This window comes from Sphingomonas sp. 67-41, assembly GCF_001899725.1.
Classification (GTDB): domain Bacteria; phylum Pseudomonadota; class Alphaproteobacteria; order Sphingomonadales; family Sphingomonadaceae; genus Sphingomonas; species Sphingomonas leidyi.
On sequence record NZ_MKWJ01000016.1, the window covers coordinates 1 to 26,679 of the forward strand.

Below are 26,679 nucleotides of genomic sequence, written 5' to 3' on the forward strand. Positions count from 1 at the left end.
CCCAGTTCCGCCCCTTCAGCGCCACATCCAGCTTCTCGATCAGCAACGGCACGTTCGCGCGCTCGTTGAACGTCGGGATGACGACTGCCAGCTCGAGATCCGCGGCGGGGGCGATGCGGACGAACCGGGCGATCTCGCCGTCGAGAAAGAGCTTCATGCGATCCCTTTTCTGGCCCTGTATTTGGGCCCCGGGAGGGGCGCGCCGGGGCACGGATACGCATGGCGCGCCCCTCCCGGGGGTTCGAGGCAACACCATCGAGCCGGGGGACGACTATCGTGGCTTGCCTCGGGGGCATGGTTGAGACGGAGCCCGCGCGGCGATCCCGCAACGGATCCTCAAAAAAACCTAGAAGCCGATTTCGACTCCGAGCCGCACGGTGCGGGGGCGCAGTGGCGTGATCTGCTTCTCGTCGCGGATCAGCAGCGGCGTGCCGAGCGCGAAGCGGTTGCCGCGGGTATCGAGCAGGTTGGTGGCCGAAAGCGTGATCGCACGCCGGCCGCGCGCGAGCCGGAGCTCGAGGCCGGTATCGACATAGTCACCCTGCGGCCGGCCGAGCACCGGGCCGATGCCGAGCGTCGAGCGACCGACATAGCGCAGATAGCCGGTCGTGGAGAATTCCGCGTCGCCGGCCAGCGTCTCGCGCCAGGCCGCGCCGAGCCGGCCGCTCGCATCGGCGACATTGGGCAGCCGGTTGAAGTCCGACGGCCCTTCGGCCAGCGGGAACACCGCCTGCGAGGGATTGGTAACCTTGCTGTCGTTCAGGTAGAGCGAACCGTCGAGGTCGAGCCCCGGCAGCGGCCGCCAGCGCACCGCGACGCCCAGCGAGAGCACGCGCCCGTCGCCGATGTTCGCGGTGGTGGGAAAGCCATAGCCGTCGATCAGGTCCGCCTGGATGCTCGTCCACCAGGTCACCGATGCATTGGCCGAGACGGACAGGCCGTTCTCGGTATAGCGTCCCCCCGCTTCCACGGTGGAGAGGCGATCTCCCTGGAAACGCTGGATCACGTCGCGGCGCACCGCCAGGCCGCCGGGCCGGAAACCCTGCTCGAAACGCCCGAACACGGTGAGCCCGTCGGCCGGCCGCCAGGCGATCGCGGCGGAGGGCAGCAGCCGCGTCTCGGTGCGCGCCGCCCTGGCCCGCGGGTCCTCGCGAAAGGCGAAATGGAGGTCCGCGTCCTCCGAATTGCCCGTGAGGTGGGAATTGGTGAGGCGGCCCCCGGCGGTAATCGTCACGCCGCGCACCGGCTCGATCGTGCCCTCGCCATAGAGCGTGGCTTCGTCGACGCTGTTGCGCACCCCGGTGAGCGCCGCGCGGGCCACGCCGAAATTGCGGTTCACCCGCCCGCGATTCTGCAGGAAGCTGACGCCGATCAGCCAGCCGGTGCCGCGCGGCCCGTGGCGCGCGAGCCGGGTTTCGCTGGTGAGCATGCTCACGCGGTTGATCTGCTGATAGCCGATCAGCGGCGCATCGGCCGCGGGCAGCGGAAAGCCCTGATTGACGTCGCTGACCGAAGCGCCGGCGAACACCTCCGACACATATTGGCGGGCATAGGCCACGGCCGAGCTCAGCTCGAGATCGCCCCAGCGCTTGCGGGCCACCAGCTCGCCCAGCCAGAAATCGTTCTGGAAGGGCTGGGCGATCGAGCTCCGGCGGGACAGCCCGTCGCCCTTCCCGTCCGAATATTGCGCGTCGCGCCCCACGATGCTCTGGCCGACGCCATTGAGGTCGATGGTCCAGCCGTCCATGTCCCAGCGCAGCGCCAGCCGCCCACCGGTGGTGCGCACGCTGTTGACGTCCTTCAGGCCGCGCTCGCGATCGTCGATATAGCCGCCGTCCAGGGCAGTGAAGGCGAGCGCACGCACCGCCACATCCCCTTCCTTGACCGGCAGGTTGACGATGCCGCCGATATCCCAACCCAGCGCGCCGTGCTCGGTGGCCGAGCCGCCGCCCCAGACCTGGCCGCCCCGTGCCCAGAGATCGGGCGCGCGCGGCACCACCCGCACCACGCCGCCGAGCGAGCCGGCGCCGTAGAGCGTGCCCTGCGGCCCCTCGAGCACCTCGACCCGGCCGATATCGTAGAGCTTCAGGTCCGGATCGGGCGCGCTGTAGGTGATGCGGCTGTTGCCCCAATATTGCCCGACGGTCGCCTGGGTGGGGCCGACGAAGCTGGAATCGGCGATGCCGCGGATGAACAGCTTGTTGCGGCCCGGCCCGAGATGGGTGGAGGCCAGGCTGGCGACGCGATTGGCGATCACGTCGCTGCCCTGCCCGCCCTCCGAGACGGGAATGTCGCTGCCCTCGACGATCTGCACGCCGCCGGGATAGGCCTTGAGCGGCACGTCGCGCTTGCTGCCGGTGACGAGGATCTCGGCAGGCGGCGCATCGGGCATCTCGGGCGGCGGCACGGGGCGCGGTCGGGGCCGTTCGGGCGGCATGCGCTCGATCAGCCAGGTGGCGACGGCGACGCGGCGCGCGCGGGCGCCGGAACCGCGCAGCATCTCCGCCAGCGCACCGTCCACCGTATGCCTGCCCTTTACCGGGCGGACCTTGATCCCCGAAAGGCCGGGCTCGCGCAGACCGATGCTGCTGCCGGTCTGGCGGCCGAGGGTGAACACCGCCGCGTCCAGGCGGCTGGCGGGCACCGAGACGGAGTGGCGCCTGTCCTGCGCCAGCGCCGGCGGAGCCGCCAGCAGCACCAGAGGGAGGATCAGATCAGCGCGGCGCACCGTCGATCGCGTCCAGCATCCATCCATTGCCTGCGCGGGTCGCCCGCGTGCCGGTGAGCGCGGCGATACGCTCGATCACTGCGCCGGGGCCGCCCTGGGTGGAGATCGTGCCGGTGAACGGGATATCGCCGGTTCCCTTCCCCGCCCGAACCTGAATGCCCAGGTTTCGGGAGACATCCGCCGCGACGCGCTCCAGCGTGGCGTTGCGATAGACGAGCTGCCCGCCGCGCCAGCTGCCGACATCGGCAGCCATGGTGCGCGTCACCTCGGGCCGGCCGGCGCCGGCCACGCTCAATGCGTCGCCGGGAGCAAGGCGTACGGCATCGGCCTGGGGCTGATAGATCACCGCGCCCTCGGCCACCGAGACGCGCAGGCCGGTCTCGTCGCGCACCACGTTGAACACGGTGCCGGCGTCCTCGAGCGTCACGCCGCCGGTCTTGACGATGAAGGGACGCGCGGCATCGTGGCGCACCTCGAACAGCGCCTCGCCCTCGATCAGTTCGGCATGGCGCTTGTCGATCAGCGCGACGCGGGTGTTGCCGTTGAGGACTATTCTCGAGCCGTCCGCCAGCGCGAACTCCTGGCGCTCGCCAGGGGCGGTGCGATATTCGACCGGTCCCTTCGCACCGGGAACGAGGCTGGTCCAGCCGATCACCACCGCCAGCGCGGCGGCGACGGCTCCACCCGAGATCAGGAACAGCCGGCGCGACGGACGGACGGCCGTCTGCGCCGCTGCCGCCGGCGCCAGACGGAACAGCCCGGCCATCGCCTCATCGGTTTCGAGCGCGGAATTATAGGCGGGCAGGTGTGCGGGATCGCGCTCGAGCCATTCGGCGAACGCGTCCCAATCGGCGAATGCCGTGTCCTGCAGCCGGATCACCCAGCTACGGGCATCCTCCGCAAGATAGTCCGAAACCTGCCCGTTCATGCCCACCTCTGCGCAGGGACGGAGTCGACGCGCTCATTCCGCATCGAATTTGTCCTTGAGTTGCGCAAGGGCGCGATATGCCTTTTGCAGATCCTTCTCCACCGAGCTCAAGCTTATCCCCAATTCCCGAGCGATCGCTGCCTGGCCGAGCCCATCCAGCCGGTAGCGACGGAAAATCTGATCGACTCGCGGCCCGAGCGCAAGCAGCGTCGCCTCGGCCTCGCGCAGCCGCTCGCGCGCGATCAGCACCCGCTCGCCCTGGGGAGCGTCGTCGCTCCCGGCGAGGTCGTGCCATTCATGCTGGCGCCGATCCCGGCTGAGCGAGGCGCGCTGGCGATCGCGCAGCACATTCTCGGCGGCACGGAAGAGATAGGAGACCGGATCGGCGACCGGTCGCGCCTCGACCCCGGAGATCTTGTGCCACAGGTCCTGCAGCACGTCCTCCGCATCGTCGCCCGCGCCGCGAGCCGCAAGGAAGCGGAGCAGCCGCGGCCGCTCATTTTCCAACACGCGTTGCAACCCGCCGGTCTGCGAGGACGAATCCATGTCCGCGCCCAAAGCACTGTGTGCGGGAATTGCCAAGCCTTGGCTTCGCGATTGTGCGAATGCGCTGCCCCGCACCGGCTCAGGCACCGGGCCGGCGCCGATAGACGATGCGGCTGCGGCTGCCCACCGGCACCTCCAGCGCGGGCGCGTAGTCGCGCTCCAGGAGCCTGGTCATATAGGCGAGCACCTCCGGGCTGAGATCACGATCGGGCCGCGTGCTGGCGACGACGAATTCGGGCCGCTTCGCCATGATCCGCGCGACTTCGGCCATGGGCTCGCCGCCGATCGCGCGCGATTCGCGGGTAAGGGTCAGGTGGCTCGGAAAGGGCCAGCGCGTGGGCAGGCAGCTGCCGGTCAGGCGATAGAGCGCCGGCTCCCCGTCGAACACATAGAGGCAGTCGCGAAGCTGCGGGCGGATGAAATCGGCCATGCGCTCCACCTGCGGCCCCCAGCCGCGCGCGCGCCGATTGTCGTTGACGGTCTGGAGCGAGACGAACGTGATCAGCACCATCATCGCCACACCCGCGGGAACGCGCCAGCGCGTGCGGCCCGAGACGAGCACCAGCCCCGCCGCACCGTCGCCGAACCAGGCCGCGGCAAGCACGCAGAGCGGGGCGATGAGTGGCAGGGCGTAGTGATCGAAATAGGTACCGAAGAGCAATACGCCCGCGATGGCCGCAATCGCCCAGCCATCCAGCAGGCGGCGCACATCGTCGCTCACCGGGCGCGCCATGCCGCGCCCCAGCCAGGCGGCCAGCGCCAGCGGCACGAGGCAGAAGACCATCCCGGCGAGCCGCTTGAGCGCGATGCCGAGCCCGTCGGAGCCGCGATCGAGGATCGACAGGAAATTGGCCTGGACGAAGGCATCGCCATGGCCGATCGCCGCGTACCAGGCCCAGGCGGCGAGCGTGGGGAGCAGGGCCGCGCCGATCCAGGCCAGCGCCATCGCGGCAAGCGTGCCCCGCCCCGTCCCACGCTTGAAACCGAGCCAGAGAAGCGCCAGCCCGAAGAACAGCCCCTCGAACAATGCGGTGTATTTCACCTGCATCGCCACGCCGATCAGCAGCATCGCCACCATGCCGCCGCCGAACGCGAGGGTGCCGAAGCCGGGACGCCGGACAAGCCCGATCATCGTCCAGGCGGCAAGCGCGACGAACAGGTTGTAGAAGACCGGCGACTGGCCGCCCTCCCCCCCGAAGATGCCGAGATAGAGGATGTACACCACCCCCGCCGCGGCGGCGCCGTGCGGGCCCGAGAGATTGCGGGCGATGCGCGCGACGACGAGCGCGGTTGCCACCGCGAAGAGCGTGGCGACGATCTGATATTGCAGCACGCCGGCGCCGCCGAGCAGCCGGATTCCCGCGTAGATCAGGAACAATCCGATCGGCTTGCGATCCCAGATGTCGACATAGGGCAGCGCGCCGTGGAGCATCCGATCGCCGGTGAGCAGGTAGAATTCGTCATCGACCTGGACGACCGGATTGCCGAATTGCGCCGCCCGCGCCGCGACCGCGACGAGAAGCAGCAAGGCGGCGAGCCGCGCCGGACTGTCGACCCAGGCCCGCGCAGCCGCGGCCAGCCGCACCGTCCAGGGCAGGCGCTCCGGCTCTACCAGGCGCAGTCGCCGGAGATGGGAAGGATCGGGCCAGGCCCGAGCTGGTGAACGCGGCATACTCACGACCCGACAAATGGCTGCAGGTCGAGACGGAGCAGCGGCGGCAGTTCCGCAAGGCGGACACGATCAGATGCACCTGGGAAACGACAGGTGCCTCGATCCGCCCAATGGGCCGAACCTCTAGCTGCGCGGCTTGGTATAGGGGACGAAGTCGCCCAGCCCGACCCAGCCGGTCGTCATGCGAACGCCGGTGTCGTACAGCTTCACCGTATCGATGCTGCACAGCTGCGACGAATGCGTGTCGGTCACCAGCACATTGGTCCAGTTGAGCGATTCCGCGCCGCTCTTCGGCCGGTTCACATAGAAGACGCCGTTGTTCATCTCATAGACGATCGCGGTACCGTCGATGATCCGCGACGAGCGGATGTCGCGCAGCAAGATGCAATCGACGGGCTTGCCGGCGGTGCGCCCGGCGATCGCCTTGGCGAGATCCGCCTCGCCGTCGCGCGCGGCGGCTGCGGCGGGCGTCGCGACCGCGGCGAGCAGCGCGGCACCGAGCAGACTGATCGAGATCCTGTTCATGGCACTGTCCTTTCGATCCCCTTTCGGGGAGATGACGGAGCATATAGGCACGATCCGCATCCGGATCATCGGCGCCAAGGCGATTCTTGTGTCGCAACTTGTCGCGGCGGCGCCCTTCAATTCTCGGGGCCGGCCCAGCCGGGCAGATAGGCGGCACGCTTCCGCCGCGCGAGCGCGAGCGCATGTTCGAGCGCCTTGTCGAAATCGGCCTCCAGCAGCTTGGCGGACACGTGCCGCCGCAGGAAATCGGCCCAGAGGAACTCCGAATAGGGCGTGAGATCCTTGGCATAGCCGCCGCTGCGGCGCAGCTCGCCGGCCAGCGAGCGCCAGGGATCGTCGAGCAGGCCGCCGACATGCTTGGGCAGGTGCCGCGCATCCAGCCTGTGGCCCTGCGGATCATAGGGATGGAGCCAGCCCCGGCTGTCCATGAAGGTGCGGAAGGCGCGGCCCGGCAAGGCGGAAAGGTCGGCGATCTCGCGCACCAGCACGAAGTCCACGCCCTCGTCGTGCAGCGCGCGGGCAAGGTGATGGGCATCGACGATCCAGAAACGGTCCCTGGGGCCCCGCACTGCGGGGATCATGTGGCGGCCGAGGAACTCGGAGCCGTCCGTTCCCGCCCGCGCGCGCCAGTCATGCCGCTTGCGAGCCACTTCGCGGAAACCGACGGTGATCTGGGTGGGCCGCAGCGCATCGATCGAGACGGGGCGCAGAAACGGTTCGGGCTCGCGCATCAGGGGTTCTCCAGCCGCGCGACCGCATCGGCCACGCTATAGTCGCAGCGCGCGACCAGGGCGTCCGCGCCGGCGGTGTGCAGCAGGTCGCGCACCCGGTCATGCACCCGGGCATAGCGCAGGGCAAAGCCCTTGGTTGCCATCGCCCGGTCGAAATCGAGCAGCGCGTCCAGCGCCGTGCTGTCGATGTCGCTGCTCTCCTCCAGGCTGATCACCACGGCGCGGGTCCCCGGCCCCGCCAGGGTTCGCCGCGCGATCTCGGCGAACATCCGCTCGGCATTGGCGAAGAACAGCGGCGCTGCGGGCCGCCAGATCGCGATCCCGGCGGGCACCTGGGCATCCGGATGGCGATCGGCATCGACGAAGTCATGGCTGGCGCCCAACCGCCCGAGCCGGGCCAGCCGGGCGTTGCCGAAGCGCTGCACGAGCGCGGCTAGCGAAAGCAGGATCGCGCACAGCATCCCGTCGAGCACCCCCAGCAGGAGCACGCCCAGCGCGGCGGCGAGCGCGATATACTGGTCGCGGTCGAGCGCCCAGAGCCGGCTGATCGGCCGCGGATCAAGCGCATGGGTGAGCGCGGCGATCACCACCGCGGCCAGCACCGGCTGCGGCAGCAGCGCGACCAGCGGCATGGCGAACAGCACGAGCGCGCCGAGCGCCAGCGCCGCGACCGCTCCCGCCAGGCGCGATTGCGCGCCCGAGGCCTCGTTGGCCGCGCTGGCGGACAGGCCCGCGCCGACCGGCATGCCCTGCACCAGCGCCGCCGCGAGATTGGCGAGCCCCAATGCGCGCAACTCGCGGCCGGGATCGAGCAAGTCGCCATGCCGGAGCGCCAGCGCGCGCATCGTTCCCCAGCTCTCCGCCAGCAGGATCAGCGCGAGGGGCACCGCGAGTTGCGCCGTTTCCAGCACCAGCGCGAGCGAGAAGGCGGGCATTGGCGAGGTCCCCGGCATCAGGGCGATGCGGCCGACGGTAGCGACGCCGTGCGCGCCCAGATCGAGCAGGCCCGAAGCGGCGACCCCGGACACGAGCACGATCAATGCCCCCGGCATGCCGGGCCAGCGCCGCAGCGTCAGCAGCGCGGCGAGTGCCACCAGGCCCACGGCAAGGCTGGGCAGGTGCCAGTCCGGCAGGGAACGCATCACTTCGAATCCGGTATGGAACAGACTGCCGCCGGGCGGGGGAATGCCGGTGAGTACGGGAAGCTGCTTCACGCAGATCGTGATCGCCAGCCCGAAGGCGAAACCGCGCAGCACCGGATGCGAGATGAATCCGGTGAGCCCGCCCAGCCGGAAGATCCAGGCGAGCAGGAACAGCAGCCCGGCAAACGCCACCGCGACGATCAGGAACAGGGCGCGCACGCCCGCTCCTCCCGGCAGCGTCGCCAGCGACGCGGCGAGGATCGCGGCCGAGGAGGAGGTGGCGGAAACGATGGCGAAGCGGCTGCGACCGGCCAGGGCATAGGCGAGCGTGCCGACGATGGCGGCGAGGATCGCATGCCCCGGCCCGACGCCGGCGATCGTGGCATAGGCCACCGCTTCGGGCAGCATCAGCCCGGATACCGCGAGGCCCGCAACGATGTCGGCGCGAATCTTCAAGCCATCCCTCCGGCCGATCATGCTGCGCTCTTCGGCGGCGGATGGGAAGTCGTGAGAGGCGCTGCCTTGCCACTTCCGGGAGTCGAGGCGCCTGGTCCCGAGGTCATGGCGCCAAGGGGCAGGACTCCATGGGCAAACCCGCCGCCCCCGCCTGCGCGGGGAGGAGGGAAACGAATAGGAGTCCCCAACCTAGCGCAGTTGCCGCTTCTCCAGCTTCCGCGCGAGCGTACGGCGGTGCATCCCCAGCCGTCGCGCGGTCTCGGAGATGTTGAAGTCGGTCTCCACCAGGGTCTGGTGGATATGCTCCCATTCCACCGTCTTGATCGATGAGGGCCGGCCGGCGAGCGGCGCGTCGGGATCACCCTCCTCGCGCCCGAATGCCGCTTCGATGTCGTCGGTGTTGGAGGGCTTGGCGAGATAATAGGAAGCGCCGAGCTTGATCGCCTCCACGGCGGTGGCGATACTGGCGAAGCCGGTCAGCACGACGATCTTCATCGCCGCATCGGCCGCGCGCAGCGTCTGCACGCAGACCAGCCCCGAGGCGCCCCCGAGCTTGAGGTCGACCACGGCATAGGCGGGGTCGAACCGCTCGAGCAGCGCGGTCAGCGCCTCATGGCTCGCCGCGACCTCCACCATGTATCCGCGCCGCTCGAACGAACGGCGCAGCGTCCGCGCAAAGGCTTCGTCGTCCTCGACGATCAGCAGCTTGCGGATGGCGGTCATGCCTGTTCCTCCCCGGGCCGGGCGATCGCGTCAAGCGGCAGGCGGATGCGCACCAGCGCGCCGCCGCCCGGACGGTTCTCCGCGCTCGCCGCGCCGCCCAGCTTGCGCAGCACGTTGACGAGGAGGAACAGCCCCAGCCCGCCGCCCGGCTTGCCCTTGCTCGAGCGATAGGGCTGGCCGAAGCCCGCGAGCATCTCGGGCGCGAAGCCCGGCCCGCGATCGGAGATCTCGATCACCAGGTCGTCCCGATCGCGCGAAGCGGCGATGCCGATCCAGTCGGGCGAGACTTCGGCGGCATTGTCGATCACGTTGCTCAGCACCTGGCGCAGCGCGGGATCGGCGACGATCGGCATGTCGGGCCCGAAGCCATCGGCATAATCGAGCATGCCGGTGAGCCGACTGGCACGCCATTCGGCGACCACCGCATCGAGGAAGCGGCGGACGGTGGTGAATTCCGAGGCGATGCCGCGCGCCTCGCCTGCGGAGAGCAGGATGCCGCTGACGATCGTCTTGCAGCGCGCCACTTCGGCCTGCATGTCGGCCACGTCCTGCGCCAGGTCCCGGTCGCCGGCGATGCGCGGCATGCGCTGCCAGTCGCCCAGGATCACCGAGAGCGAGGAGAGCGGCGTGCCCAGCTCGTGCGCCGCACCGGTGGCGAGCAGGCCCATGCGGACGATATGGTCCTCCTCCGCCGCGCGCTGGCGGATCGCTGCACGCTCGGCATCGCCTTCGCGCAGGTTGCGGGCGATGCGGGTGATCAGGAGGACGAGCAGCACCGCGATCAGCGCGAAGCAGATCAGGCTGCCCGCGAGATAGAGGCGGAACGGATCATTGACTCCAGTCGGCAGGTCGAGCGGCACCGGGCTGATCGCGACGGCGAAGAGCGCGAGGCTGGCCGCGCCGACGATCATCCAGCTCGACCCAGGCTGGAGCAGCATCGCGCCGGTGACCACCTGGAGCAGGAAGAGCGAGGCGAAGGGATTGGCGAGCCCGCCGGTGAAATGCAGCTGCCATGCCAGCGCGGCAACGTCCGCCAGCATCGCCACGGTCAGCTCCCAATTGGTGATCGCGGCGCGACGATCGAGGAGCGGATAGGTGGCCAGGTTGATGCCCGCGAGCATCAGCGGCGCGATGAACAGCGGCACCAGCGGCAAGTGCACGCCCATCACGAAATGGACGAAGCCGATCGTGCCCAGCTGCCCGCCCACCGCGATCCAGCGCAGCTGCACGAGCAGCCACATGTTGCGGCGGCCGGGATCGGTGTCCTCCAGCCCCCCGGCAGCGATCATGCGACGGCTCCGCGCCGCCGGCCGACGAACCATGCCGCCCACAGCGCCATCGCGGCAAGCCCGAACCAGGTGAGCGCGTAGACGAGGTGATTGTCGGCGAAGCGCACCACGGTCAGCCCGCCCACCGGCCAGCCGCCGGGATTGGGCGCGGCATCCGCATCGATGAAATAGGGAGCGACCTGTCCAAGCCCATGGGCCTGGGCGATAGCTGCGACGTCGCGCGAATACCAGCGATCGTCCCCGGGATCGTTGGCGCGAAGGAACCCGCCGCCCGGCTCGGTAATGCGCAGCAGGCCGGTGACGCTCGCCTGCCCGGGCCCGGAGGGCGGGCGCCGGCGCATGGCCTCGGGGATGAAGCCGCGGTTGACCAGGACGGTGAAGGACGGCCCGGCAAGCGGCGTCATCACCCAATAGCCCGGGCCGCGCTCGGTGACTGCCTTCACCAGGGTAGTGCGGTCATTCTCGAACCGGCCGGAGAAGCCGACGCGGCGATAGGCGTCCTTGCCGGCAGTGATCCCGCCCCACGCCGCCGGCCCCGGGGCAGGCACCGGCGCGGCATGGATGCGGGCATCCACCGCCGCGACGAGCTCGTGCTTCCAGGCCCGCCGCTCGAGCTGCCAGATGCCCAGCCCCGCCAGCGCCGCCGCGCAGAAGAGCGCCGCCAGCGCGGCGCCCCACCGTGCGCGGGGCCGGCGGGCTTCCGTCACGGAAGCTGGCTCGGGTCGTGCAGCGGCATCATGTTGGCGTTCAGATGGTACATCACCCAGAGCGAGCCGGAGAGCATGATCGCTACCACGATGATGGTGAACAGCAGCGCGGTGACCGACCAGCCGCCCTCGGCCTTGGGGCTGAGGTGGAGGAAATAGACCATGTGGACGACGATCTGGACCATGGCGAGGGCCATGATCGCCGCGGCGGTGGCGCCGTCCGAGAGCGGACGCGCCATCACCAGCCAGAACGGAATCGCCGTAAGGATCACCGAAAGCACGAAGCCGATGACATAGTCGCGCATCGAGCCGTGCGGGATCTCGACCCCGTGGCCATGATCGCCATGGCCGTGATCGCCATGCGCATGCGCGCCCTGCGTGTGCGGATCGTGGCTCATCGCAGCATTCCCATCAGATAGACAAAGGTGAAGACGCCGATCCAGATGACGTCGAGGAAGTGCCAGAACAGGCTCAGACAGGCCAGCCGGCGCTGGTTCGCGGCGGTCAGGCCGAAGCGGCTAACCTGCACCATCAGCGTGACCAGCCAGATCGAGCCGAAGGTGACGTGCAGGCCGTGCGTGCCCACCAGGGTGAAGAAGGACGACAGGAACGCGCTGCGCCACGGGCCGGCGCCCTCATGGATCAGCTCGCTGAATTCGTAGAGCTCGATGCCCAGGAAGCAGGCGCCGAACACCAGGGTGACCGCCAGCCAGATCAGCACCTGGTTCTTGTTGCCCCGCGCCATGCCCAGCATCGCGAAGCCATAGGTGATCGACGAGAACAGCAGCATCGCCGTGTTCAGCGCGACCAGCGGCAGGTCGAACAGCTCCTTCGGGCCGGGGCCGGCCGCGAAATTGCCGCCGAGCACGGCGTAGCAGGCGAACAGGATCGCGAAGATGAGGCAGTCGCTCATCAGGTAGATCCAGAAGCCCAGCATGGTGCTGTAGCCTTCCGGGTGCGGATGCTCGTCGAAGTCGTAGAAGCGGACCGGTTCGTCCGCGGGGGAAAGCGTGGTGGTGCTCATCGATCAGGCTCCGGCGGCGAGCTGGCGCGTGCGCGCCGCCTCGGTCTCGGCAACGACTGCGGCGGGAATGTCGAAGTCGCGCTTGTAGTTGAAGGTGTGGACGATCGTCGACGCGATCAGCGCCACGAAGCCCAGGCCGACCAGCCACCAGATGTGCCAGATCAGCGCGAAGCCGATCAGGGTGCTGATGCCGGCCAGGATCACGCCCGCGCCGGTGTTGCTCGGCATGTGGATGTCCTTGAAGCCGGCAAGCGGACGCTCGCAGCCGCGCGACTTCATGTCGTACCAGGCGTCGAGATCGTGGATCACCGGCGTGAAGGCGAAGTTGTATTCCGGCGGCGGCGAGCTGGTCGCCCATTCCAGGGTGCGGCCGTTCCACGGATCGCCGGTCGTGTCCTTCAGCGCCTCGCGCTTCCAGATGCTCACCGCGAACTGGACCAGCATCGCGCCGATGCCGGCGGCGATCATCACCGCGCCGAACGCGGCGATGACGAAGAGGAACTGGATGCCGGGATCGTCGAACACGCGCATGCGCCGCGTCACGCCCATCAGGCCCAGGATGTAGAGCGGCATGAACGCCACCCAGAAGCCGGGAACCCAGCACCAGAAGCTCACCTTGCCCCAGAACTCGTTGAGCTTGAAGCCGAACGCCTTGGGCCACCAATAGTTGATCGCGGCGAACACGCCGAACACCACGCCGCCGATGATCACGTTGTGGAAGTGCGCGATCAGGAACAGCGAGTTGTGCAGCACGAAGTCGGCCGGGGGCACGGCGAGCATCACGCCGGTCATGCCGCCGATCACGAAGGTCAGCATGAAGGCGATCGTCCACATCATCGGCAGCTCGAAGCGGATGCGGCCGCGATACATGGTGAACAGCCAGTTGAAGATCTTGGCGCCCGTCGGGATCGAGATGACCATCGTCGTGATGCCGAAGAAGCTGTTGACGCTGGCGCCCGAGCCCATGGTGAAGAAGTGGTGCAGCCAGACAAGGTACGACAGGATCGTGATGACGATCGTGGCATAGACCATCGACGAATAGCCGAACAGCTTCTTGCCCGAGAAGGTCGAGGTGACTTCCGAGAACACGCCGAACAGCGGCAGGATCAGGATATAGACTTCCGGGTGGCCCCAGATCCAGATCAGGTTCACGTACATCATGGCGCTGCCGCCAAAGTCGTTCGTGAAGAAATTGGTGCCGACGTACCGGTCGAGCCCGAGCAGCGCGAGCACCGCGGTCAGCACCGGGAAGGACGCGACGATCAGCACGTTGGTGCACAGCGACGTCCAGGTGAAGACCGGCATCTTCATCAGGCTCATGCCCGGCGCGCGCAGCTTCAGGATGGTGACGATCAGGTTGATGCCCGACAATGTCGTGCCCACGCCCGCCACCTGCAGCGCCCATAGATAATAGTCGACGCCGACGCCCGGGCTGTACGCCAGCCCCGAGAGCGGCGGATAGGCCAGCCAGCCGGTCTGGGCGAACTCGCCGACGAACAGCGACGCCATCACCAGCACCGCGCCGCCGGTGGTCATCCAGAAGCTGAAATTGTTGAGGAAGGGGAACGACACGTCGCGCGCGCCGATCTGCAGCGGCACGATATAGTTCATCAGGCCCGTGACGAACGGCATCGCCACGAAGAAGATCATGATCACGCCGTGCGCGGTGAACACCTGGTCATAGTGATGGGCGTTCAGATACCCCTCGGACCCGTTGAACGCGAGCGCCTGCTGGAGGCGCATCATCAGCGCATCGGCAAAGCCGCGCAGGAACATCACCAGGCCCAGGATCATGTACATGATCCCGATCTTCTTGTGATCGACGGTGGTGAACCACTCCTTCCAGAGATAGCCCCAGAGCTTGAAATAGGTGAGCGCGGCGACAAGGCCGATGCCGCCCAGCGCGACGACCGCGAAGGTCGCCACGACGATCGGCTCGTGCAGCGGCAGCGCGTCGAGCGAGAGCTTGCCCAGGATCGGGCTCACGGGTGCGGGTTGCGGGATCATATCTCGATTCGCGATCAGGAGAGAGGACGCGGCCGGGTCTCGGACGCAACGCTGGGAGCGGTCGGGCTCGGCTCGGCCGAGGGCTGCTTCATGCCCGCGCCGGTCAGCGGCTTGGGATTGCCGGGCTTCGGCGCGGCGCGGACGGCAATGTCCTGCTTGTCGGCGCAGATCTCGCCGACGAAGCTCTTGCCGCCATGCGCATGGGTGCCGCGGCCGCCGAACTTGTCATAGGCGAGCTGGCGGACATTGTAGAGACCGGCCTTGCCCATGCCGCCCTTGGCGTCGAGCGACATCATCTGGTGCATGCACATCTTGCCCGGCTCGACGCACAGGTTGGTCACCATGTCGAACAGCCCGGCCTCGACTCCGGCGAAGCGGCGGACCGGCTCCTTCTCGCTCGGGCGCTCGAGCTTCAGATATTCGGCCCGGTCGAGCGTGGCGCCGGCCTTCTTCGCCTCGGCGACCCAGGCGTCGAAACCGGCCTGGTCGGTGCTGTGCGCCTTGAAGCGCATCGAGGAAAAGCCATGGCCGCTGTAATTGGCCGAGAAGCCCTGGAACGCGCCCGTCTTGTCGAACACGGCGTTGAGCGGCGTCTCCATGCCCGGCATCGCATAGATCTGGCCGGCGAGCGCGGGGATGTAGAAGGAGTTCATCACCGAAGAGGCCGAGATCCGGAAGCGGATCGGGCGGCCGACCGGTGCGGCCATCTCGTTCACCGTGGCGATGCCCTGTTCGGGATAGATGAACAGCCATTTCCAGTCGAGCGCGACCACCTGCACCTCGAGCGGCTTCACGTCGGCCGCGACCGGCTTGCCCGGTGCGGTGCGCGAAAGCGGGCGATAGGGATCGAGCAGGTGGGTGCTCACCCAGGTGATCGCGCCCAGGCAGATGATGATCAGCAGCGGCGCCGACCAGATCACCAGCTCCAGGCTGGTCGAGTGATCCCAGTCCGGCGCATAGGTCGCGTCCTTGTTCGACTCGCGATAGCGCCAGGCGAACAGCACCACCAGCGCCATCACCGGCACGATGATCAGCAGCATCAGCAGAGTCGAAACGATCACCAGATCGCCTTGCTGACGGGCGATGTCGCCGGCGGGGTTGAGCACGACCATGTCGCATCCGCACAATAGCGCGAATGCCGGCAGGATCAGCAGCGCACGGAGGCGTGCGGAGAGCGGACGGGGGCTAGGCATGGCGGGCGCCTAGGCTGCTCATGTTGCACCGCACATAGGACATTTTGTCCAATCCCTGCGTTGTCTGCTATGGCGCAAGAGCGCCGCGCCGGGGGCACTCTAGCCTCCCCCACGGCGTTATGAAACGCGCTCGCGCGGCGCGTGTTGCAGGAAAGTTCGAACTCGATGAGCGGCGATACCGTCCCCACCCTTCCCGCCGAGCGCGATGCCCGCGCGCTGCACGGCGACGGCCATGCCATCCATCCCGGCGAAATCGCGATCGGCGTGATCATCGGCCGCACCTCCGAGTTCTTCGACTTCTTCGTCTATGCCATCGCCTCGGTGCTGGTGTTCCCGAAGCTGGTCTTCCCGTTCCTCGATCCCCTGCAGGGAACGCTCTGGTCGTTCGCGATCTTCGCGCTCGCCTTCATCACCCGCCCGATCGGCACGCTGATCTTCACCGCAGTCGACCGCGCCTATGGCCGCGGCGCCAAGCTGACGGTCGCGCTGTTCCTGCTCGGCGGCTCCACGGCCTCGATCGCCTTCCTGCCCGGCTATGCCGATGTCGGCATCACCGCGGCGCTGCTGCTCGCGCTGTTCCGCATGGGCCAGGGCGTGGCGCTGGGCGGCACCTGGGACGGCCTCGCCTCGCTGCTCGCCATCAACGCGCCGAACGACAGGCGCGGCTGGTACGCCATGATCCCGCAGCTCGGCGCGCCGCTTGGCCTGTTCGTGGCGAGCCTGCTCTTCGCCTTCTTCATCGCCGCCCTGCCCGCCGAGGATTTCCTCAGCTGGGGCTGGCGCTATCCCTTCTTCGTCGCCTTCGCGATCAACGTCGTGGCGCTGTTCGCCCGGCTGCGCATCGTGGTGACGCCCGAATATGCCCGTCTGTTCGAGGACCGCGAGCTGCAGCCCGCCCCGATCGCCGAGACGGTGCGGACCGACTGGCGGATCATCGTGATGGGCGCCTTCGCCCCGCTCGCCAGCTTCGCCATGTTCCACATGGTGACGGTGTTTCCGCTTTCCTGGGTGTTTCTCTACACCCAGAACAGCCCGGTCGACTTCCTGGTGATCGAAGCGGTCGCCGCCGTGGTCGGCACCATCTCCATCGTCGTCTCGGGCCAGCTTGCCGACCGCGTCGGCCGCCGCACGCTGCTTGGCGCCTCGGCGCTGGCGATCGCGGTGTTCAGCGGCTTCGCACCGCAGCTGCTCGCCGCCGGCGAGGCGGGCGAGATCGTGTTCATGCTGTTCGGCTTCGCGCTGCTCGGCATCTCGTTCGGCCAGTCGTCGGGCGCGCTGTCCTCGATGTTCTCCAAGCCGCACCGCTATACCGGATCTTCGCTCACCTCGGACCTGGCCTGGCTGTTCGGCGCGGCCTTCGCCCCGCTGGTGGCGCTGTGGCTCGGCAGCAGCTTCGGCCTGCTCGCCGCGGGTGCCTATCTGCTTTCGGGCGCGATCGGCACGCTGCTGGCGCTGTGGCTGAACCGCGAGCTCGCCAAGACGATCGACTGATCCGGATGAAGGGGCGGCCGGGCAACCCGGCCGCCCCTGCTCAGAGCATGATCCAGTCGTATTTCGCGCGGCGGAGCATCGGCGCGCCGCAATAGCGGCACTTGCTCGTATGACGGCCATCGCGGGTCGGGCGGACCTCCTTGAAGTTGCGCTCGTGCTTTCCGACGACGCAGCGCGCCCGCCCCCTTATCCAATGTAACATTCCCTCTCCCGTGTCCGGTGCGCCCCGGGCCGCCGCGCCAGCGCGGATGCCCGGGGGCTCGGCACCTTATTCGGCGACTTCGCCGCAATCGGCCGACAGGAAGGTGCCGACCTGATGGTTCTCGAGCGTCATCGGCTGGCCCTTGTGCTCGAAGCCGAGCACGGCATCGAGCGTGAAGCCGGCGGCGGTGTAGCTGCCCTTGAACGACATCCTGCCCTTGGCCGGGCCATGCGCCTCGAAATCGATCACACCGCCCGAGGCCCGGTTGCGGACCACCGTCCAACCCGGCTGCACGTCCTTGGCGGCGACATAGCCGCCCTTTGCCAGCGTTTCGGCAGTGATGCAGCGCTCGGTCTCTTCATCCGCATCGCCCGTCTGGACGATCTTGTAGAGCCCGGGGCGAAGCGACCCGCTAAAGCCCTGGAGCGCCGGCTGCGCCGTCGATCCGGCACCGGCATTGGCGCTGGCCGCGTCCTCCTGCCCGCACCCGCCCAGCAGGCACGGCAGCAACAGCGAGAGAGTCGCGATCCGGCGCGCGGCCCGAACATACCCGACATTGTGCGTCATCAGCAGCCGCTCCCTTCGCCGGAGCTGTCCTGGCTGGGCGATGCCGGCTGGCTCGCCGCAACGTCGATCGCCGTGCTCGCCGCGGAGTGCGCGAGATAGGCGTCGCCGCCGACACGCCCGGCAATGCCGCCGATCAGGCCCGAATTGCGCGCGGCGCGCAGCACGCCGCCAAGCCCGAGACCACCCTTCTTCTTCTTTTTCTTCGGCTTGCACTCGAGCGTCGCCTGGCCGGCATCGGCGGAAGCGGCCGGTGCCGCCTGGGGAACGTCCTGGACACCCGCCTGGGCGGGAATCGCGAACAGGATGGCCGCACAGGATGCGGCCGCGACGATCTTTCTCATCACATGGTTCTCCTTGAACAAGGCGGCCATGCGTCGAACCAACGGAACAAGGGAGACGCGCAGAGCCGCGCCCGCGCCCCGTGGCAGCGGACCGGCCCTGGACGAAGGTTTCTGCGACCAATGCCGCCAGGGTGCGACGAAGCCGGCCGGCGGAACGGTTCTTGTTTGCCTTGTCCGGCATCGGGTTTGGGATAGGCTGGACCGAGAAAGGGCAAGCGATCGCCTCGACAGGAGAAAGAACCGCGCGTGGCAGCGCCTCCATCCCGGCCGTATGACGCGATGCGCGCCCCGCTCGGGCGCAACCTCACCTATGGCCTGCTCGACCGGCTGGGGCGCGCGATCGTCATCGGCCAATATGCGCGCCGGCCCTTCCCCACCGAGGCCGAGCTGACCAGGGAACATGGCGTGAGCCGCTCGGTGACTCGCGAGGCCGTGAAGATGCTCACCGCCAAGGGGCTGCTGCGCGCCCGTCCGCGCCAGGGTACCATGGTGGAGCCGACGTCATCCTGGAATCTGTTCGACACCGACGTGCTGCGCTGGCTGCCCGAGCGGCAATCCTCGGTCGACCTGCTCGTCCAGTTCGACCAGTTGCGCGTCGCGATCGAGCCCGAAGCCGCCGCGCTCGCCGCCTGCTTCGCCACCGACGCGGACATCGAGGCGATCGAGAAGAGCCTCGCCCGCATCGCCGCCGCCGAACAGGGGCCGGGCGACATGCAGGAGGCGGACATCGCCTTCCACGTCGCGATCCTGCGTGCCTCGGGCAATCCCTTTTTCGGCCAGTTTCGCGACCTGGTCGGCACTGCGATCCGTGTCGCCGGCCGCTCGACGGGCCGCGCCGCCGCCATCGAGGATCCCGGCAGGGTGTTCGCGGCGATCAGGGCCCGCGATCCCGAAGCCGCCCGCGCCGCGATGCGCGCGCTGATCGATGCGAACATGTCGCGCGACCGCGGCCCCGGCAGCCCGATCGGGCACCCATCCCGAGAAGACTGAGCGGCGCCGCAGGTCGCACCACCTTGCCGGACGCAAGAGGCCGATCGGTCACCATCGATCGCCCCTTCCTCATCGCAATATTCACTCGGTAGTGAATTAGTGTTGCAAGCCTCCGGGCTTTGCGGCATCCTCGCCCGATCGTGCCGAAGAGCGCGTGTGGAGATGGATGTGGGAGGGACCCTGATGGAATATCGTCCGTTGCTGCTCGGCGCCTCGGCGCTGGCCCTGGTCTGGAGCGGCGCGGCCGCGGCGCAGACCGCCGCCGAACCGGCACAGGATGCGCCCGCCGCTGCATCCGCGACGGACGCCGAAGAGAGCGAGATCGTCGTCACCGCGCAGCGCCGCAACGAGAATCTGATGACCACGGCGGTCTCGGCCTCGGTGCTGTCGGGCACCCAGCTCGACAACAAGGGCGTCGCCAATGTCGATGCGCTGCAGTTCGCGATGCCCAGCATCGTCGTCAACAATTTCGGCCAGGGCAACGACTTCAACATCCGCGGCATCGGCAAGGCCGAGCACAACACCCAGACCACCACCGGCGTGATCACTTATCGCGACGGCGTGCCGACCTTCCCGGGCTATGTGCAGGGCGAACCCTATTACGACGTCGCGAACATCCAGGTATTGCGGGGACCGCAGGGAACGATCGTCGGCCAGAACGCCACCGGCGGCGCCGTGTTCGTCAACACCAACGACCCGGTCATCGGCGGCGGCATCCACGGCTATTTCAACCTGAACTACGGCAACTACAACGAGGCCGGTGCCCAGGGTGCGGTGAACCTGCCGCTGAGCGACACCTTCGCGGCGCGCGTGGCGCTCTACGGCTCGCGCCGCGACAGCTTCTACAACATCACCGGCCCGAACGGCGGCCCCTACCCCTATGACAAGGGCAATGTGGGCATCATGGCCGGGCGGATCAGCTTCCTGTGGAAGCCGAGCGACAGCCTGTCGGTGCTGTGGAAGACCGATCTCGGCCATCTCGACATGGGCGCCTATCCGGCGAGCCCCTATGCCAACCACTTCAAGACGCTGCCCGGCACCGCGACACCGAACCCGAATTATCGCGACCTGTTCGACGTGTCGTTCAACGCGCCCCAGGCGGCGCGCGACGAGTTCGTCCGCTCGACGCTGAAGGCCGAATACGAATTCTCGGGCGGAGTGAAGCTCCGCTCGGTCTCGAGCTACCAATGGGCCAACACCCTGTACCGCGCGGACCTGGACGGCACCGCGACCGGCATCAGCACCTTCTTCGACAGCGTCGACGAGCAGCAGGTCACGACCGAGCTCAACCTGATCTCGCCCGACAACCAGCGCGTCACCTGGCTGCTCGGCGCCTTCGGCCTGTGGAACGACTATTATTTCCGCAAGCCCTATCAGTTCGTCGTCGACCTCGCCGATCCGTTCAACCTGCCGACGGCGCAGTACAAGCTCCAGGGCACCAACCCGACGCGCTCGCTGGCGGCGTTCGGCCAGATCGGCTTCGCGATCACGCCCAACCTGAAGATCGACGCGGGCATCCGCTACACCGCCAGCCGATCGACCAACCATGTCGACGTGCTCCAGTATGGCACCTATATCCGCCAGGACCAGACGGTGAAGTCCGACAATGTGTCGTACAAGGTCTCGCTGGGCTGGAAGGCGAGCGAGAGCCAGTATCTCTACGGCTTCGTCGCCACCGGCTTCCGCCCCGGCGGGCTGAACGTGCCGGTGGGCCTGGGCCTGCCCGCGCCGTTCAAGCCCGAGGAAGTCACGTCGTACGAAGCGGGCTGGAAGGCCAATTGGGCCGGCGGCAAGGTCCGCACGACGATCACCGGCTTCTACAACGACTACAAGAACTTCCAGGTCATCATCGGCTATCCGACCTTCCCGACCTTCGGGATCGAGCTCAACGTGCCCGACAAGACCAAGATCTACGGCTTCGAGGCGGAGACCGAACTCCATTTCGGCGGGCTGCGGATCGATGCCGGCATCAGCGTGCTGCACAGCGAGCTGGGCACCTTCTATGCGGTCGACACGCGCAACCCGCCGGCGGGCACGCCCACCGATCCGGTGCTGCCGTGCAACCCGGCGACAGGCCCGGGGAGCGCCAAGTGCATCAACCTCACCGGCCGCCGCCAGACCTATGCGCCGAACTTCACCTTCAATGTCGGCGCCCAGTACGAGATCGGGCTCGGCAATGGCGACAAGCTCACCCCGCGAGTCAATTTCGGCCATGTCGGCGATCAATGGGCGACGCTGTTCGAGAACCCGGCGCGCGGCGACCTGCTCGAGGCGCGCAACATCCTGAACGCGCAGCTGGCCTATCAGCACAAGAGCTGGACGGTGACGCTCTACGGCACCAACCTGACCGACCAGCATTATCCGGCGGCCCTCAATTCCGGCCTCTACTTCGCGGGGCCGCCCCGCCAGTACGGCATCAAGCTGCTCAAGACCTTCTGATTTCCTGCCGGCCGCCGGGGCTCCCTCTCCGGCGGCCTTTCCTTCCCTCCGTACGCCCCAAGGTTTCATGCAGCCCTACGGACTGACAGTAGACAAGTTCCTCGATCATGCCGCCAAGTGGTTCCAGGACTGCGAGGTGGTCGAGGCGGACGCGGGGACGGTCATCCGGCGGACCAACTATGCGGCGCTGCGCGAGCGCAGCAACCGCCTGTCGGGCGCGCTCGCCGCGCTCGGGCTGGAAGCGGGCGACCGGGTGGGCACGCTCGCCTGGAACACGATCCACCATTTCGAGATCTATTATGCGGCGATGGGCGTGGGGATGGTCTGCCACACGCTCAACCCGCGGCTGACCGCGGCCCATCTGGCCGCGATGATCGACGAGGCCGGCAACCGCGTGCTGGCGGTGGCGGCGGACCTGCTGCCGCTCGCCCGCGACGTGATCGCCCGCTGCCCGACGATCGAGCATGTCGTCATACTGGACCGGCCCGACGCCGATGTCGGCGCCCTCGGGTCGCACCGGGCGCGCATCTGGGAGCATGAGGCGCTGCTCGCCGCGCACGGCACGCCGGTGCCCTGGGGGGAGTTCGACGAGAATGCGCCGGCGGGGCTCTGCTACACCAGCGGCACCACCGGCAGCCCCAAGGGCGTGATCTACACGCACCGCTCCAACTATATTCACACGCTGCGCGCGTTGCAGGCCGATGCGGTGGCGATCACCGCGCGCGACACGTTGCTGCTCGGCGTGCCGATGTTCCATGCCAATGGCTGGGGCATGCCGTTCGCGGCGCCGGCGGCGGGCACCAAGCTGGTGCTGCCGGGGCGAACGCTCGACGGGCCCAGCCTCGCCCGGCTGATCCGCGAGGAAGGCGTGACCGTTGCCGTCGGCGTCCAGACCGTCTGGTTGACGCTGGCCGACCAGGCCGAGGCGACCGGCGAGACCTTCCCCACCCTGGAGCGCGTGCTGATCGGGGGGTCGAGCTGCCCGGACGCGCTGATCCGGCGGCTAGAGGAACAGCTGGGCGCCGCGGTGCAGACGAGCTGGGGCATGACCGAGCTCTCGCCGATCGGCACGGTGGCGCCGCGCGACCTGCCCGCCGATGCGGCGCGCGGATCGGGGCGGCCGATCCTGGGGCTCGACCTGAAGCTCACCGATGCCGGGGGCAATGCGCTGGTGCCCCAGCGCGGCGTGCTGGGGCATCTGAAGGTGAAGGGGCACAGCGTGATCGAGCGCTATTTCCGCGCCGAGGCGAGCGCCCTGGACGCCGAGGGCTATTTCGACACCGGCGACCTGGCGATGATCGACGAGGCCGGCAATCTGACGATCTGCGGCCGCGCCAAGGACCTGATCAAGTCGGGCGGCGAGTGGATCAACCCGAACGAGATCGAGGCGATCGTGGGCACGCATCCCGCCGTCCGCCACGTCGCGGTGATCGGCCGAGCCGACGACAAATGGGGCGAGCGGCCGGTGCTGATCGTCGAGACCCAGGGCAGCGAAGGCGATCCGCGCGCGCTGCTCGCGCTGCTGCGCGGCAAGGTGGCGGACTGGTGGATCCCGGGCGAAGTCGCCGAGGTACCCGCGATGCCGCTGGCCGCGTCGGGGAAGATCGACAAGAAGCGGCTGCGCGAGGACTATGCCGAAGGGCGGATCGCCGGGCGCAAGGTGGGGCGGTAGGGGACTGCCCTGCCCCGCGAATGCGGGGGTGACGATTGAAGATAGTGCGGCTTCCTAGGGTCAAACCTCGATCAAGACATTGATTTCTTTCGTCATCCCCGCGCAGGCGGGGATCCAGGGCCAAGCGCGGAGCCAGTGAGGCAGGCCCCGTCCTTTCCGGACGGCGTTCGCGTGGTGGCGCCGACATCCCGCATTACCCTGGATCCCCGCCTGCGCGGGGATGACAAGCTTTGCTGAACGAGTCTTGACCCTAAGCCCCTCCCCTGAAGGGGAGGGGCTTCCAAGGACTCAATCGCACCCCGGCGCCTTGGGCGGCAGCTTGGGCGCGGCGAGCCCGGCGTTCCAGTTCCACGCCACCCCCGCCGCGCGCCTGCGGCAGACCACGGCTTCATACTGGTCGTACATGCCCGGCATCAGTCCGCGCTCCGCCCTGGGGGCGTCGGTGATGTGGAGATAGTCGCGATCCTTGCCGAAGGCGGGCCAGGCCGCCGCGTCCTTCGCGGCCGGGGTGCCGGTCTTGGCGAAGCTGGTCCAATAGCCGAGCATCGCGTCCGAAAGCGGGCGATCGCTCTCCGGCATGACCGGCCATTTCGGCGGCAGCGGCGCGAGATTGCCGAACACATAGGGCAGCTCGCTGGCGTGGAAGGCATGCAGCCCCGCCGCCGCCATCGCCGGATAGCCATGATCCCAGAGATAGACATAAGCGGGCTGGCCGATCGCCGCCTGCTTGCGGGCGAGCCGCTCGGTCGTCCAGCCATAGAGCGCGTCGCGGCTCGTCGCCAGGATGCTCTCCTTGTAGTCCGCGGCGGGATAGAGCTTCAGGAAGCCATCGGCGAACTCGCCATATTTCTCGCGGATGCTCTTCTCATACTCCTCCGCCGTCGCCGGGGCCTTGGGCGCCAGCACCATCAGCGAGCGGATCTCGCCCTGGTTGAAGCCGGTGAGGATCGGCACCGGGGCCTGCCTGCCCTGGTCGAACGCGTCGACCATCTGTGTCGGCAGCACCAACCCGTCGACCACCCCGAACGGGAAGAAGCCGAGCTTGGCGGCGCTGTCGGTCAGCGTCTGCGCGTCCATGCCGCGCAGCGCGGCGAGATCGGGCGCCTGGACGCCGGCGGCGAGCATCGTGCCCACGGCCTCGGCCGAAGGCGCGCCGTACGCCTGCTTCTTCAGCTCGGGCATGGCGACCATATAGGCGCTCTGCGCGATCGCCTTGCCGAAGGTGCCGCGGGCGAGCGGGGATTCCATCAGGAACATCACGCTGAGCCCGCCGGCGGATTCGCCCGCGATCGTCACCCTGGCGGGATCGCCGCCGAACGCCGCGATATTGTGCTTCACCCAGGCGAGCGCCGCCATCTGATCGAGCAGCCCGTAATTGCCCGAGACCTTTTGCGGCGATTCGGCCGAGAGCGCCGGATGGGCGAGCCAGCCGAGAACCCCCAGCCGATAGTTGATCGAGACGACGATCACGCCCTGTTCGGCCATCTTCCTGCCGTCGTACATCGGCTCGCGGCTGGAGCCGCCCGACAGCGCGCCGCCATGGATCCAGAAGAAGACCGGTGCCTTTTTCGCGTCGGCCGGCGCCCAGATGTTGAGCGTCAGGCAATCCTCGCTCACCGGCAGCGGCGCGGCGGGGGAATAGACCGAGACCGGCGTCTTGCTCTGCGACTGGACGCAGGCCGGGCCGAAGTCCCTGGCGTCGCGCACCCCCTGCCAGGGCTGCATCGGCGCAGGCGGGCGCCAGCGCATGCCGCCGACGGGAGGCACCGCATAGGGAATGCCCTTGAACGCGCGGATATCGCCCTCGCGCGTGCCGCGCACGCTGCCCGAAGGCGCGGCGACGACCGGCTCCTGCGCGGATGCGGTGCCCGCAAGCAGCAGGGCGGCGGCGATGGCGGCGGGACGGAACGGCTTCATGCGAACCCCTTGGCGTTCTGCTCGGCGCGCAGGATGCGGGCGAGCGTGAGGAATAGCGCGATCGCGATCAGGTAGAAGGGCGAGAGCGTGTAGAGCGCGAGCTGGAGGCCATGGTCCCAGCCATGGTTCCGGAACCAGTCGCTGGCGGCGCCGACATAGGTGGGCCCGAGGCCGAGGCCGATGAAGTTCATCACCAGCAGCAGCAGCGCGCCCGAGAGCACGCGCTGGTCCGGGCGGACCTCCTCCTGCACCAGCGCGACCGAGGCGGAGAGGTAGAAATAGTTGAAGCAGTTGACGATGGTCAGCAGCACCAGCGCGAGCGGCCAGCCCGGCGCCCAGACGAAGCCGATGTAGAAGGGCATGGCGATGGCCAGCGAGACCGCCGGGCCGAGCGCATAGACGAGGCGGCCGCGGCGGCGGAGGCGGTCGATCACCCGGCCCGAGACGAGCATCGCGGCGCTCATCCCGATGCCGACGACGATCGCATACCACAGCGCGATCTCGGACAGGGTCATCCCCTTTTCGCGGATCAGGAACAGCACTGCGAAATTGCCCAGGCCATAAGTGACGAACTGGGTGGCGCCGCTGCCAAGCGCGGCGAGCATCAGCACGGGATGGGTGAGGAACATCCAGCAAGTGCCCCAGAACGGCGCCTTGGCGGCCGGGCGGGCGGCGGGGGCCGGGTCGGTCGCACCGCGCTTCGGCTCGCGCACGACGATGCGGACGAGGATCGCGGTGACCACGCCGACCACGCCGATCGCCACGAAGGCGTCGCGCCAGTCGAACATCGCGGCGATGGTCGCGCCGAACGCGATGCCCAGCGCCGCGCCGATCGGGGGCCCCAGGTTGAAGATGCCGAACGCCGTGCCGCGCTGGCCGGGTGGGAAAGTGTCGGTAATGATCGCATAGCTGGGCGGCACGCCGCCCGCCTCGCCGAAGCCCACGGTCATGCGGGCGATGACGAGCTGGGTATAGCTGGTCGCCAGGCCGCAGGCGATCGTCGCGCCGCTCCAGATCGCGCAGGCGAGCGACAGGATCGTCACCCGGTTGGTGCGGTCGGCCAGCCAGCCCACGGGGATCGCGATGAAGCAGTAGAACATCGCGAAATAGAGCCCGCCGATCAGGCCGAGCTGCCCGTCGGTGACGTGGAGTGAATCCTGGATCGGCTTGGCGAGAATCCCGAGGAGCTGCCGGTCGAGGAAATTGAGCACATAGACGAAAGTGAGCGTGACGAGCACGATCCAGCGGCGGGCGCCGCTTGCCTGGGTTTCCACGCTTCCTCTCTCCCTGACGGTTCTTCCGCCTTCGCCGCATCATGCGGGCAAGCGCGCGATACTGTCAACACACACTATCACGCGTGTGAATATCTGCGCGGAGGCTTGACGCTAG

The 26,679-nt window shown here is 68.3% G+C and carries 23 protein-coding genes; 4 read left to right on the forward strand and 19 right to left on the reverse strand.

The window, feature by feature from the left end:
- Positions 1 to 346: 346 nt before the first annotated feature.
- The 14 genes from BGP17_RS08335 to cyoA form a co-directional block, all read right to left on the reverse strand.
- On the reverse strand, positions 347 to 2,728 hold the full coding sequence (locus BGP17_RS08335; protein WP_167300938.1) for a TonB-dependent receptor: 2,382 nt from the start codon (positions 2,726 to 2,728) through the stop codon (positions 347 to 349).
- Positions 2,715 to 3,656: a FecR family protein gene (locus tag BGP17_RS08340; protein WP_286711655.1), complete on the reverse strand. Its 942-nt coding sequence runs from the start codon at positions 3,654 to 3,656 to the stop codon at positions 2,715 to 2,717. The genes BGP17_RS08335 and BGP17_RS08340 overlap by 14 nt, the downstream gene beginning before the upstream one ends.
- Before the next feature lie 33 nt (positions 3,657 to 3,689).
- Positions 3,690 to 4,202 carry an RNA polymerase sigma factor gene (locus tag BGP17_RS08345; RefSeq protein ID WP_167301170.1) on the reverse strand — a complete coding sequence of 171 codons (513 nt, stop codon included), beginning with the start codon at positions 4,200 to 4,202 and terminating at the stop codon, positions 3,690 to 3,692.
- Between the two features lie 79 nt (positions 4,203 to 4,281).
- Positions 4,282 to 5,880 carry a glycosyltransferase family protein gene (locus tag BGP17_RS08350; protein ID WP_286711656.1) on the reverse strand — a complete coding sequence of 533 codons (1,599 nt, stop codon included), beginning with the start codon at positions 5,878 to 5,880 and terminating at the stop codon, positions 4,282 to 4,284.
- Positions 5,881 to 5,997: 117 nt separating this feature from the next.
- Positions 5,998 to 6,399, reverse strand: coding sequence for a hypothetical protein (locus tag BGP17_RS08355; RefSeq protein ID WP_167300941.1), 402 nt, complete (start codon positions 6,397 to 6,399; stop codon positions 5,998 to 6,000).
- Positions 6,400 to 6,515: 116 nt separating this feature from the next.
- Positions 6,516 to 7,130, reverse strand: coding sequence for a ParB-like protein (locus BGP17_RS08360; protein ID WP_286711657.1), 615 nt, complete (start codon positions 7,128 to 7,130; stop codon positions 6,516 to 6,518).
- Positions 7,130 to 8,728: a SulP family inorganic anion transporter gene (locus tag BGP17_RS08365; protein WP_243857597.1), complete on the reverse strand. Its 1,599-nt coding sequence runs from the start codon at positions 8,726 to 8,728 to the stop codon at positions 7,130 to 7,132. Before BGP17_RS08365 ends, BGP17_RS08360 begins: the two co-directional genes overlap by 1 nt.
- Before the next feature lie 189 nt (positions 8,729 to 8,917).
- Positions 8,918 to 9,451 (reverse strand): response regulator transcription factor, encoded by a 534-nt coding sequence (locus BGP17_RS08370; RefSeq protein WP_167300944.1) that lies wholly within the window; start codon positions 9,449 to 9,451, stop codon positions 8,918 to 8,920.
- Positions 9,448 to 10,740, reverse strand: a complete 1,293-nt coding sequence (locus tag BGP17_RS08375) for an ATP-binding protein (protein WP_167300945.1) — start codon at positions 10,738 to 10,740, stop codon at positions 9,448 to 9,450. The genes BGP17_RS08370 and BGP17_RS08375 overlap by 4 nt, the downstream gene beginning before the upstream one ends.
- Positions 10,737 to 11,447, reverse strand: coding sequence for an SURF1 family protein (locus BGP17_RS08380; RefSeq protein WP_380925192.1), 711 nt, complete (start codon positions 11,445 to 11,447; stop codon positions 10,737 to 10,739). The genes BGP17_RS08375 and BGP17_RS08380 overlap by 4 nt, the downstream gene beginning before the upstream one ends.
- Positions 11,444 to 11,845 (reverse strand): cytochrome o ubiquinol oxidase subunit IV, encoded by a 402-nt coding sequence (cyoD, locus tag BGP17_RS08385; RefSeq protein ID WP_286711658.1) that lies wholly within the window; start codon positions 11,843 to 11,845, stop codon positions 11,444 to 11,446. Before cyoD ends, BGP17_RS08380 begins: the two co-directional genes overlap by 4 nt.
- Positions 11,842 to 12,471, reverse strand: coding sequence for a cytochrome o ubiquinol oxidase subunit III (gene cyoC / locus BGP17_RS08390; RefSeq protein ID WP_167300947.1), 630 nt, complete (start codon positions 12,469 to 12,471; stop codon positions 11,842 to 11,844). Before cyoC ends, cyoD begins: the two co-directional genes overlap by 4 nt.
- 3 nt (positions 12,472 to 12,474) lie before the next feature.
- A complete protein-coding gene (gene cyoB, locus BGP17_RS08395) occupies positions 12,475 to 14,478 on the reverse strand; it encodes a cytochrome o ubiquinol oxidase subunit I (protein ID WP_167300948.1) in 2,004 nt (667 codons plus the stop codon).
- A 14-nt stretch (positions 14,479 to 14,492) separates the two neighbouring features.
- On the reverse strand, positions 14,493 to 15,671 hold the full coding sequence (gene cyoA / locus BGP17_RS08400) for a ubiquinol oxidase subunit II (RefSeq protein WP_380925195.1): 1,179 nt from the start codon (positions 15,669 to 15,671) through the stop codon (positions 14,493 to 14,495).
- 165 nt (positions 15,672 to 15,836) lie between these two features.
- Here cyoA and BGP17_RS08405 point away from each other — a divergent pair, with 165 nt between their 5' ends.
- Complete coding sequence (locus BGP17_RS08405) at positions 15,837 to 17,162, forward strand: MFS transporter (RefSeq protein WP_167300950.1); 1,326 nt, start codon at positions 15,837 to 15,839, stop codon at positions 17,160 to 17,162.
- A gap of 40 nt (positions 17,163 to 17,202) precedes the next feature.
- Here the strand turns inward: BGP17_RS08405 and BGP17_RS08410 are convergent, their stop codons facing one another.
- The 3 genes from BGP17_RS08410 to BGP17_RS08420 form a co-directional block, all read right to left on the reverse strand.
- Positions 17,203 to 17,364 carry a hypothetical protein gene (locus tag BGP17_RS08410; protein WP_167300951.1) on the reverse strand — a complete coding sequence of 54 codons (162 nt, stop codon included), beginning with the start codon at positions 17,362 to 17,364 and terminating at the stop codon, positions 17,203 to 17,205.
- 66 nt (positions 17,365 to 17,430) lie between these two features.
- Positions 17,431 to 17,931 carry a DUF3617 domain-containing protein gene (locus BGP17_RS08415; RefSeq protein WP_286711659.1) on the reverse strand — a complete coding sequence of 167 codons (501 nt, stop codon included), beginning with the start codon at positions 17,929 to 17,931 and terminating at the stop codon, positions 17,431 to 17,433.
- Positions 17,931 to 18,272 carry a hypothetical protein gene (locus BGP17_RS08420; protein WP_286711660.1) on the reverse strand — a complete coding sequence of 114 codons (342 nt, stop codon included), beginning with the start codon at positions 18,270 to 18,272 and terminating at the stop codon, positions 17,931 to 17,933. Before BGP17_RS08420 ends, BGP17_RS08415 begins: the two co-directional genes overlap by 1 nt.
- A gap of 246 nt (positions 18,273 to 18,518) precedes the next feature.
- On the opposite strand from BGP17_RS08420, the gene BGP17_RS08425 reads away from it, so the two are divergent.
- The 3 genes from BGP17_RS08425 to BGP17_RS08435 all read left to right on the forward strand — a co-directional run bounded on the left by BGP17_RS08425 (position 18,519) and on the right by BGP17_RS08435 (position 23,373).
- Positions 18,519 to 19,262: a FadR/GntR family transcriptional regulator gene (locus tag BGP17_RS08425; RefSeq protein WP_380925198.1), complete on the forward strand. Its 744-nt coding sequence runs from the start codon at positions 18,519 to 18,521 to the stop codon at positions 19,260 to 19,262.
- Between the two features lie 183 nt (positions 19,263 to 19,445).
- Positions 19,446 to 21,701 carry a TonB-dependent receptor gene (locus BGP17_RS08430; RefSeq protein ID WP_286711661.1) on the forward strand — a complete coding sequence of 752 codons (2,256 nt, stop codon included), beginning with the start codon at positions 19,446 to 19,448 and terminating at the stop codon, positions 21,699 to 21,701.
- 67 nt (positions 21,702 to 21,768) lie between these two features.
- Entirely contained in the window at positions 21,769 to 23,373 is a 1,605-nt protein-coding gene (locus BGP17_RS08435; protein WP_286711662.1) for an AMP-binding protein, read from the forward strand.
- A 288-nt stretch (positions 23,374 to 23,661) separates the two neighbouring features.
- On the opposite strand, the gene BGP17_RS08440 is transcribed toward BGP17_RS08435, so the two are convergent.
- Both BGP17_RS08440 and BGP17_RS08445 read right to left on the reverse strand, forming a co-directional pair.
- Positions 23,662 to 25,290, reverse strand: coding sequence for a carboxylesterase/lipase family protein (locus tag BGP17_RS08440; protein WP_286711663.1), 1,629 nt, complete (start codon positions 25,288 to 25,290; stop codon positions 23,662 to 23,664).
- Positions 25,287 to 26,564 carry a spinster family MFS transporter gene (locus BGP17_RS08445; protein WP_286711664.1) on the reverse strand — a complete coding sequence of 426 codons (1,278 nt, stop codon included), beginning with the start codon at positions 26,562 to 26,564 and terminating at the stop codon, positions 25,287 to 25,289. The genes BGP17_RS08440 and BGP17_RS08445 overlap by 4 nt, the downstream gene beginning before the upstream one ends.
- Positions 26,565 to 26,679: the final 115 nt, after the last annotated feature.

What these genes read in the sequence shown, in the direction of transcription:
- BGP17_RS08340 (WP_286711655.1), bottom strand. Translation starts at nt 3,656, where the DNA reads ATGAACGGGCAGGTTTCGGACTATCTTGCGGAGGATGCCCGTAGCTGG.
- BGP17_RS08345 (WP_167301170.1), bottom strand. Translation starts at nt 4,202, where the DNA reads ATGGATTCGTCCTCGCAGACCGGCGGGTTGCAACGCGTGTTGGAAAAT.
- BGP17_RS08355 (WP_167300941.1), bottom strand. Translation starts at nt 6,399, where the DNA reads ATGAACAGGATCTCGATCAGTCTGCTCGGTGCCGCGCTGCTCGCCGCG.
- BGP17_RS08360 (WP_286711657.1), bottom strand. Translation starts at nt 7,130, where the DNA reads ATGCGCGAGCCCGAACCGTTTCTGCGCCCCGTCTCGATCGATGCGCTG.
- BGP17_RS08370 (WP_167300944.1), bottom strand. Translation starts at nt 9,451, where the DNA reads ATGACCGCCATCCGCAAGCTGCTGATCGTCGAGGACGACGAAGCCTTT.
- BGP17_RS08375 (WP_167300945.1), bottom strand. Translation starts at nt 10,740, where the DNA reads ATGATCGCTGCCGGGGGGCTGGAGGACACCGATCCCGGCCGCCGCAAC.
- cyoD (WP_286711658.1), bottom strand. Translation starts at nt 11,845, where the DNA reads ATGAGCCACGATCCGCACACGCAGGGCGCGCATGCGCATGGCGATCAC.
- cyoC (WP_167300947.1), bottom strand. Translation starts at nt 12,471, where the DNA reads ATGAGCACCACCACGCTTTCCCCCGCGGACGAACCGGTCCGCTTCTAC.
- cyoB (WP_167300948.1), bottom strand. Translation starts at nt 14,478, where the DNA reads ATGATCCCGCAACCCGCACCCGTGAGCCCGATCCTGGGCAAGCTCTCG.
- cyoA (WP_380925195.1), bottom strand. Translation starts at nt 15,671, where the DNA reads ATGCCTAGCCCCCGTCCGCTCTCCGCACGCCTCCGTGCGCTGCTGATC.
- BGP17_RS08405 (WP_167300950.1), top strand. Translation starts at nt 15,837, where the DNA reads ATGAGCGGCGATACCGTCCCCACCCTTCCCGCCGAGCGCGATGCCCGC.
- BGP17_RS08410 (WP_167300951.1), bottom strand. Translation starts at nt 17,364, where the DNA reads ATGTTACATTGGATAAGGGGGCGGGCGCGCTGCGTCGTCGGAAAGCAC.
- BGP17_RS08415 (WP_286711659.1), bottom strand. Translation starts at nt 17,931, where the DNA reads ATGACGCACAATGTCGGGTATGTTCGGGCCGCGCGCCGGATCGCGACT.
- BGP17_RS08420 (WP_286711660.1), bottom strand. Translation starts at nt 18,272, where the DNA reads ATGAGAAAGATCGTCGCGGCCGCATCCTGTGCGGCCATCCTGTTCGCG.
- BGP17_RS08430 (WP_286711661.1), top strand. Translation starts at nt 19,446, where the DNA reads ATGGAATATCGTCCGTTGCTGCTCGGCGCCTCGGCGCTGGCCCTGGTC.
- BGP17_RS08435 (WP_286711662.1), top strand. Translation starts at nt 21,769, where the DNA reads ATGCAGCCCTACGGACTGACAGTAGACAAGTTCCTCGATCATGCCGCC.
- BGP17_RS08440 (WP_286711663.1), bottom strand. Translation starts at nt 25,290, where the DNA reads ATGAAGCCGTTCCGTCCCGCCGCCATCGCCGCCGCCCTGCTGCTTGCG.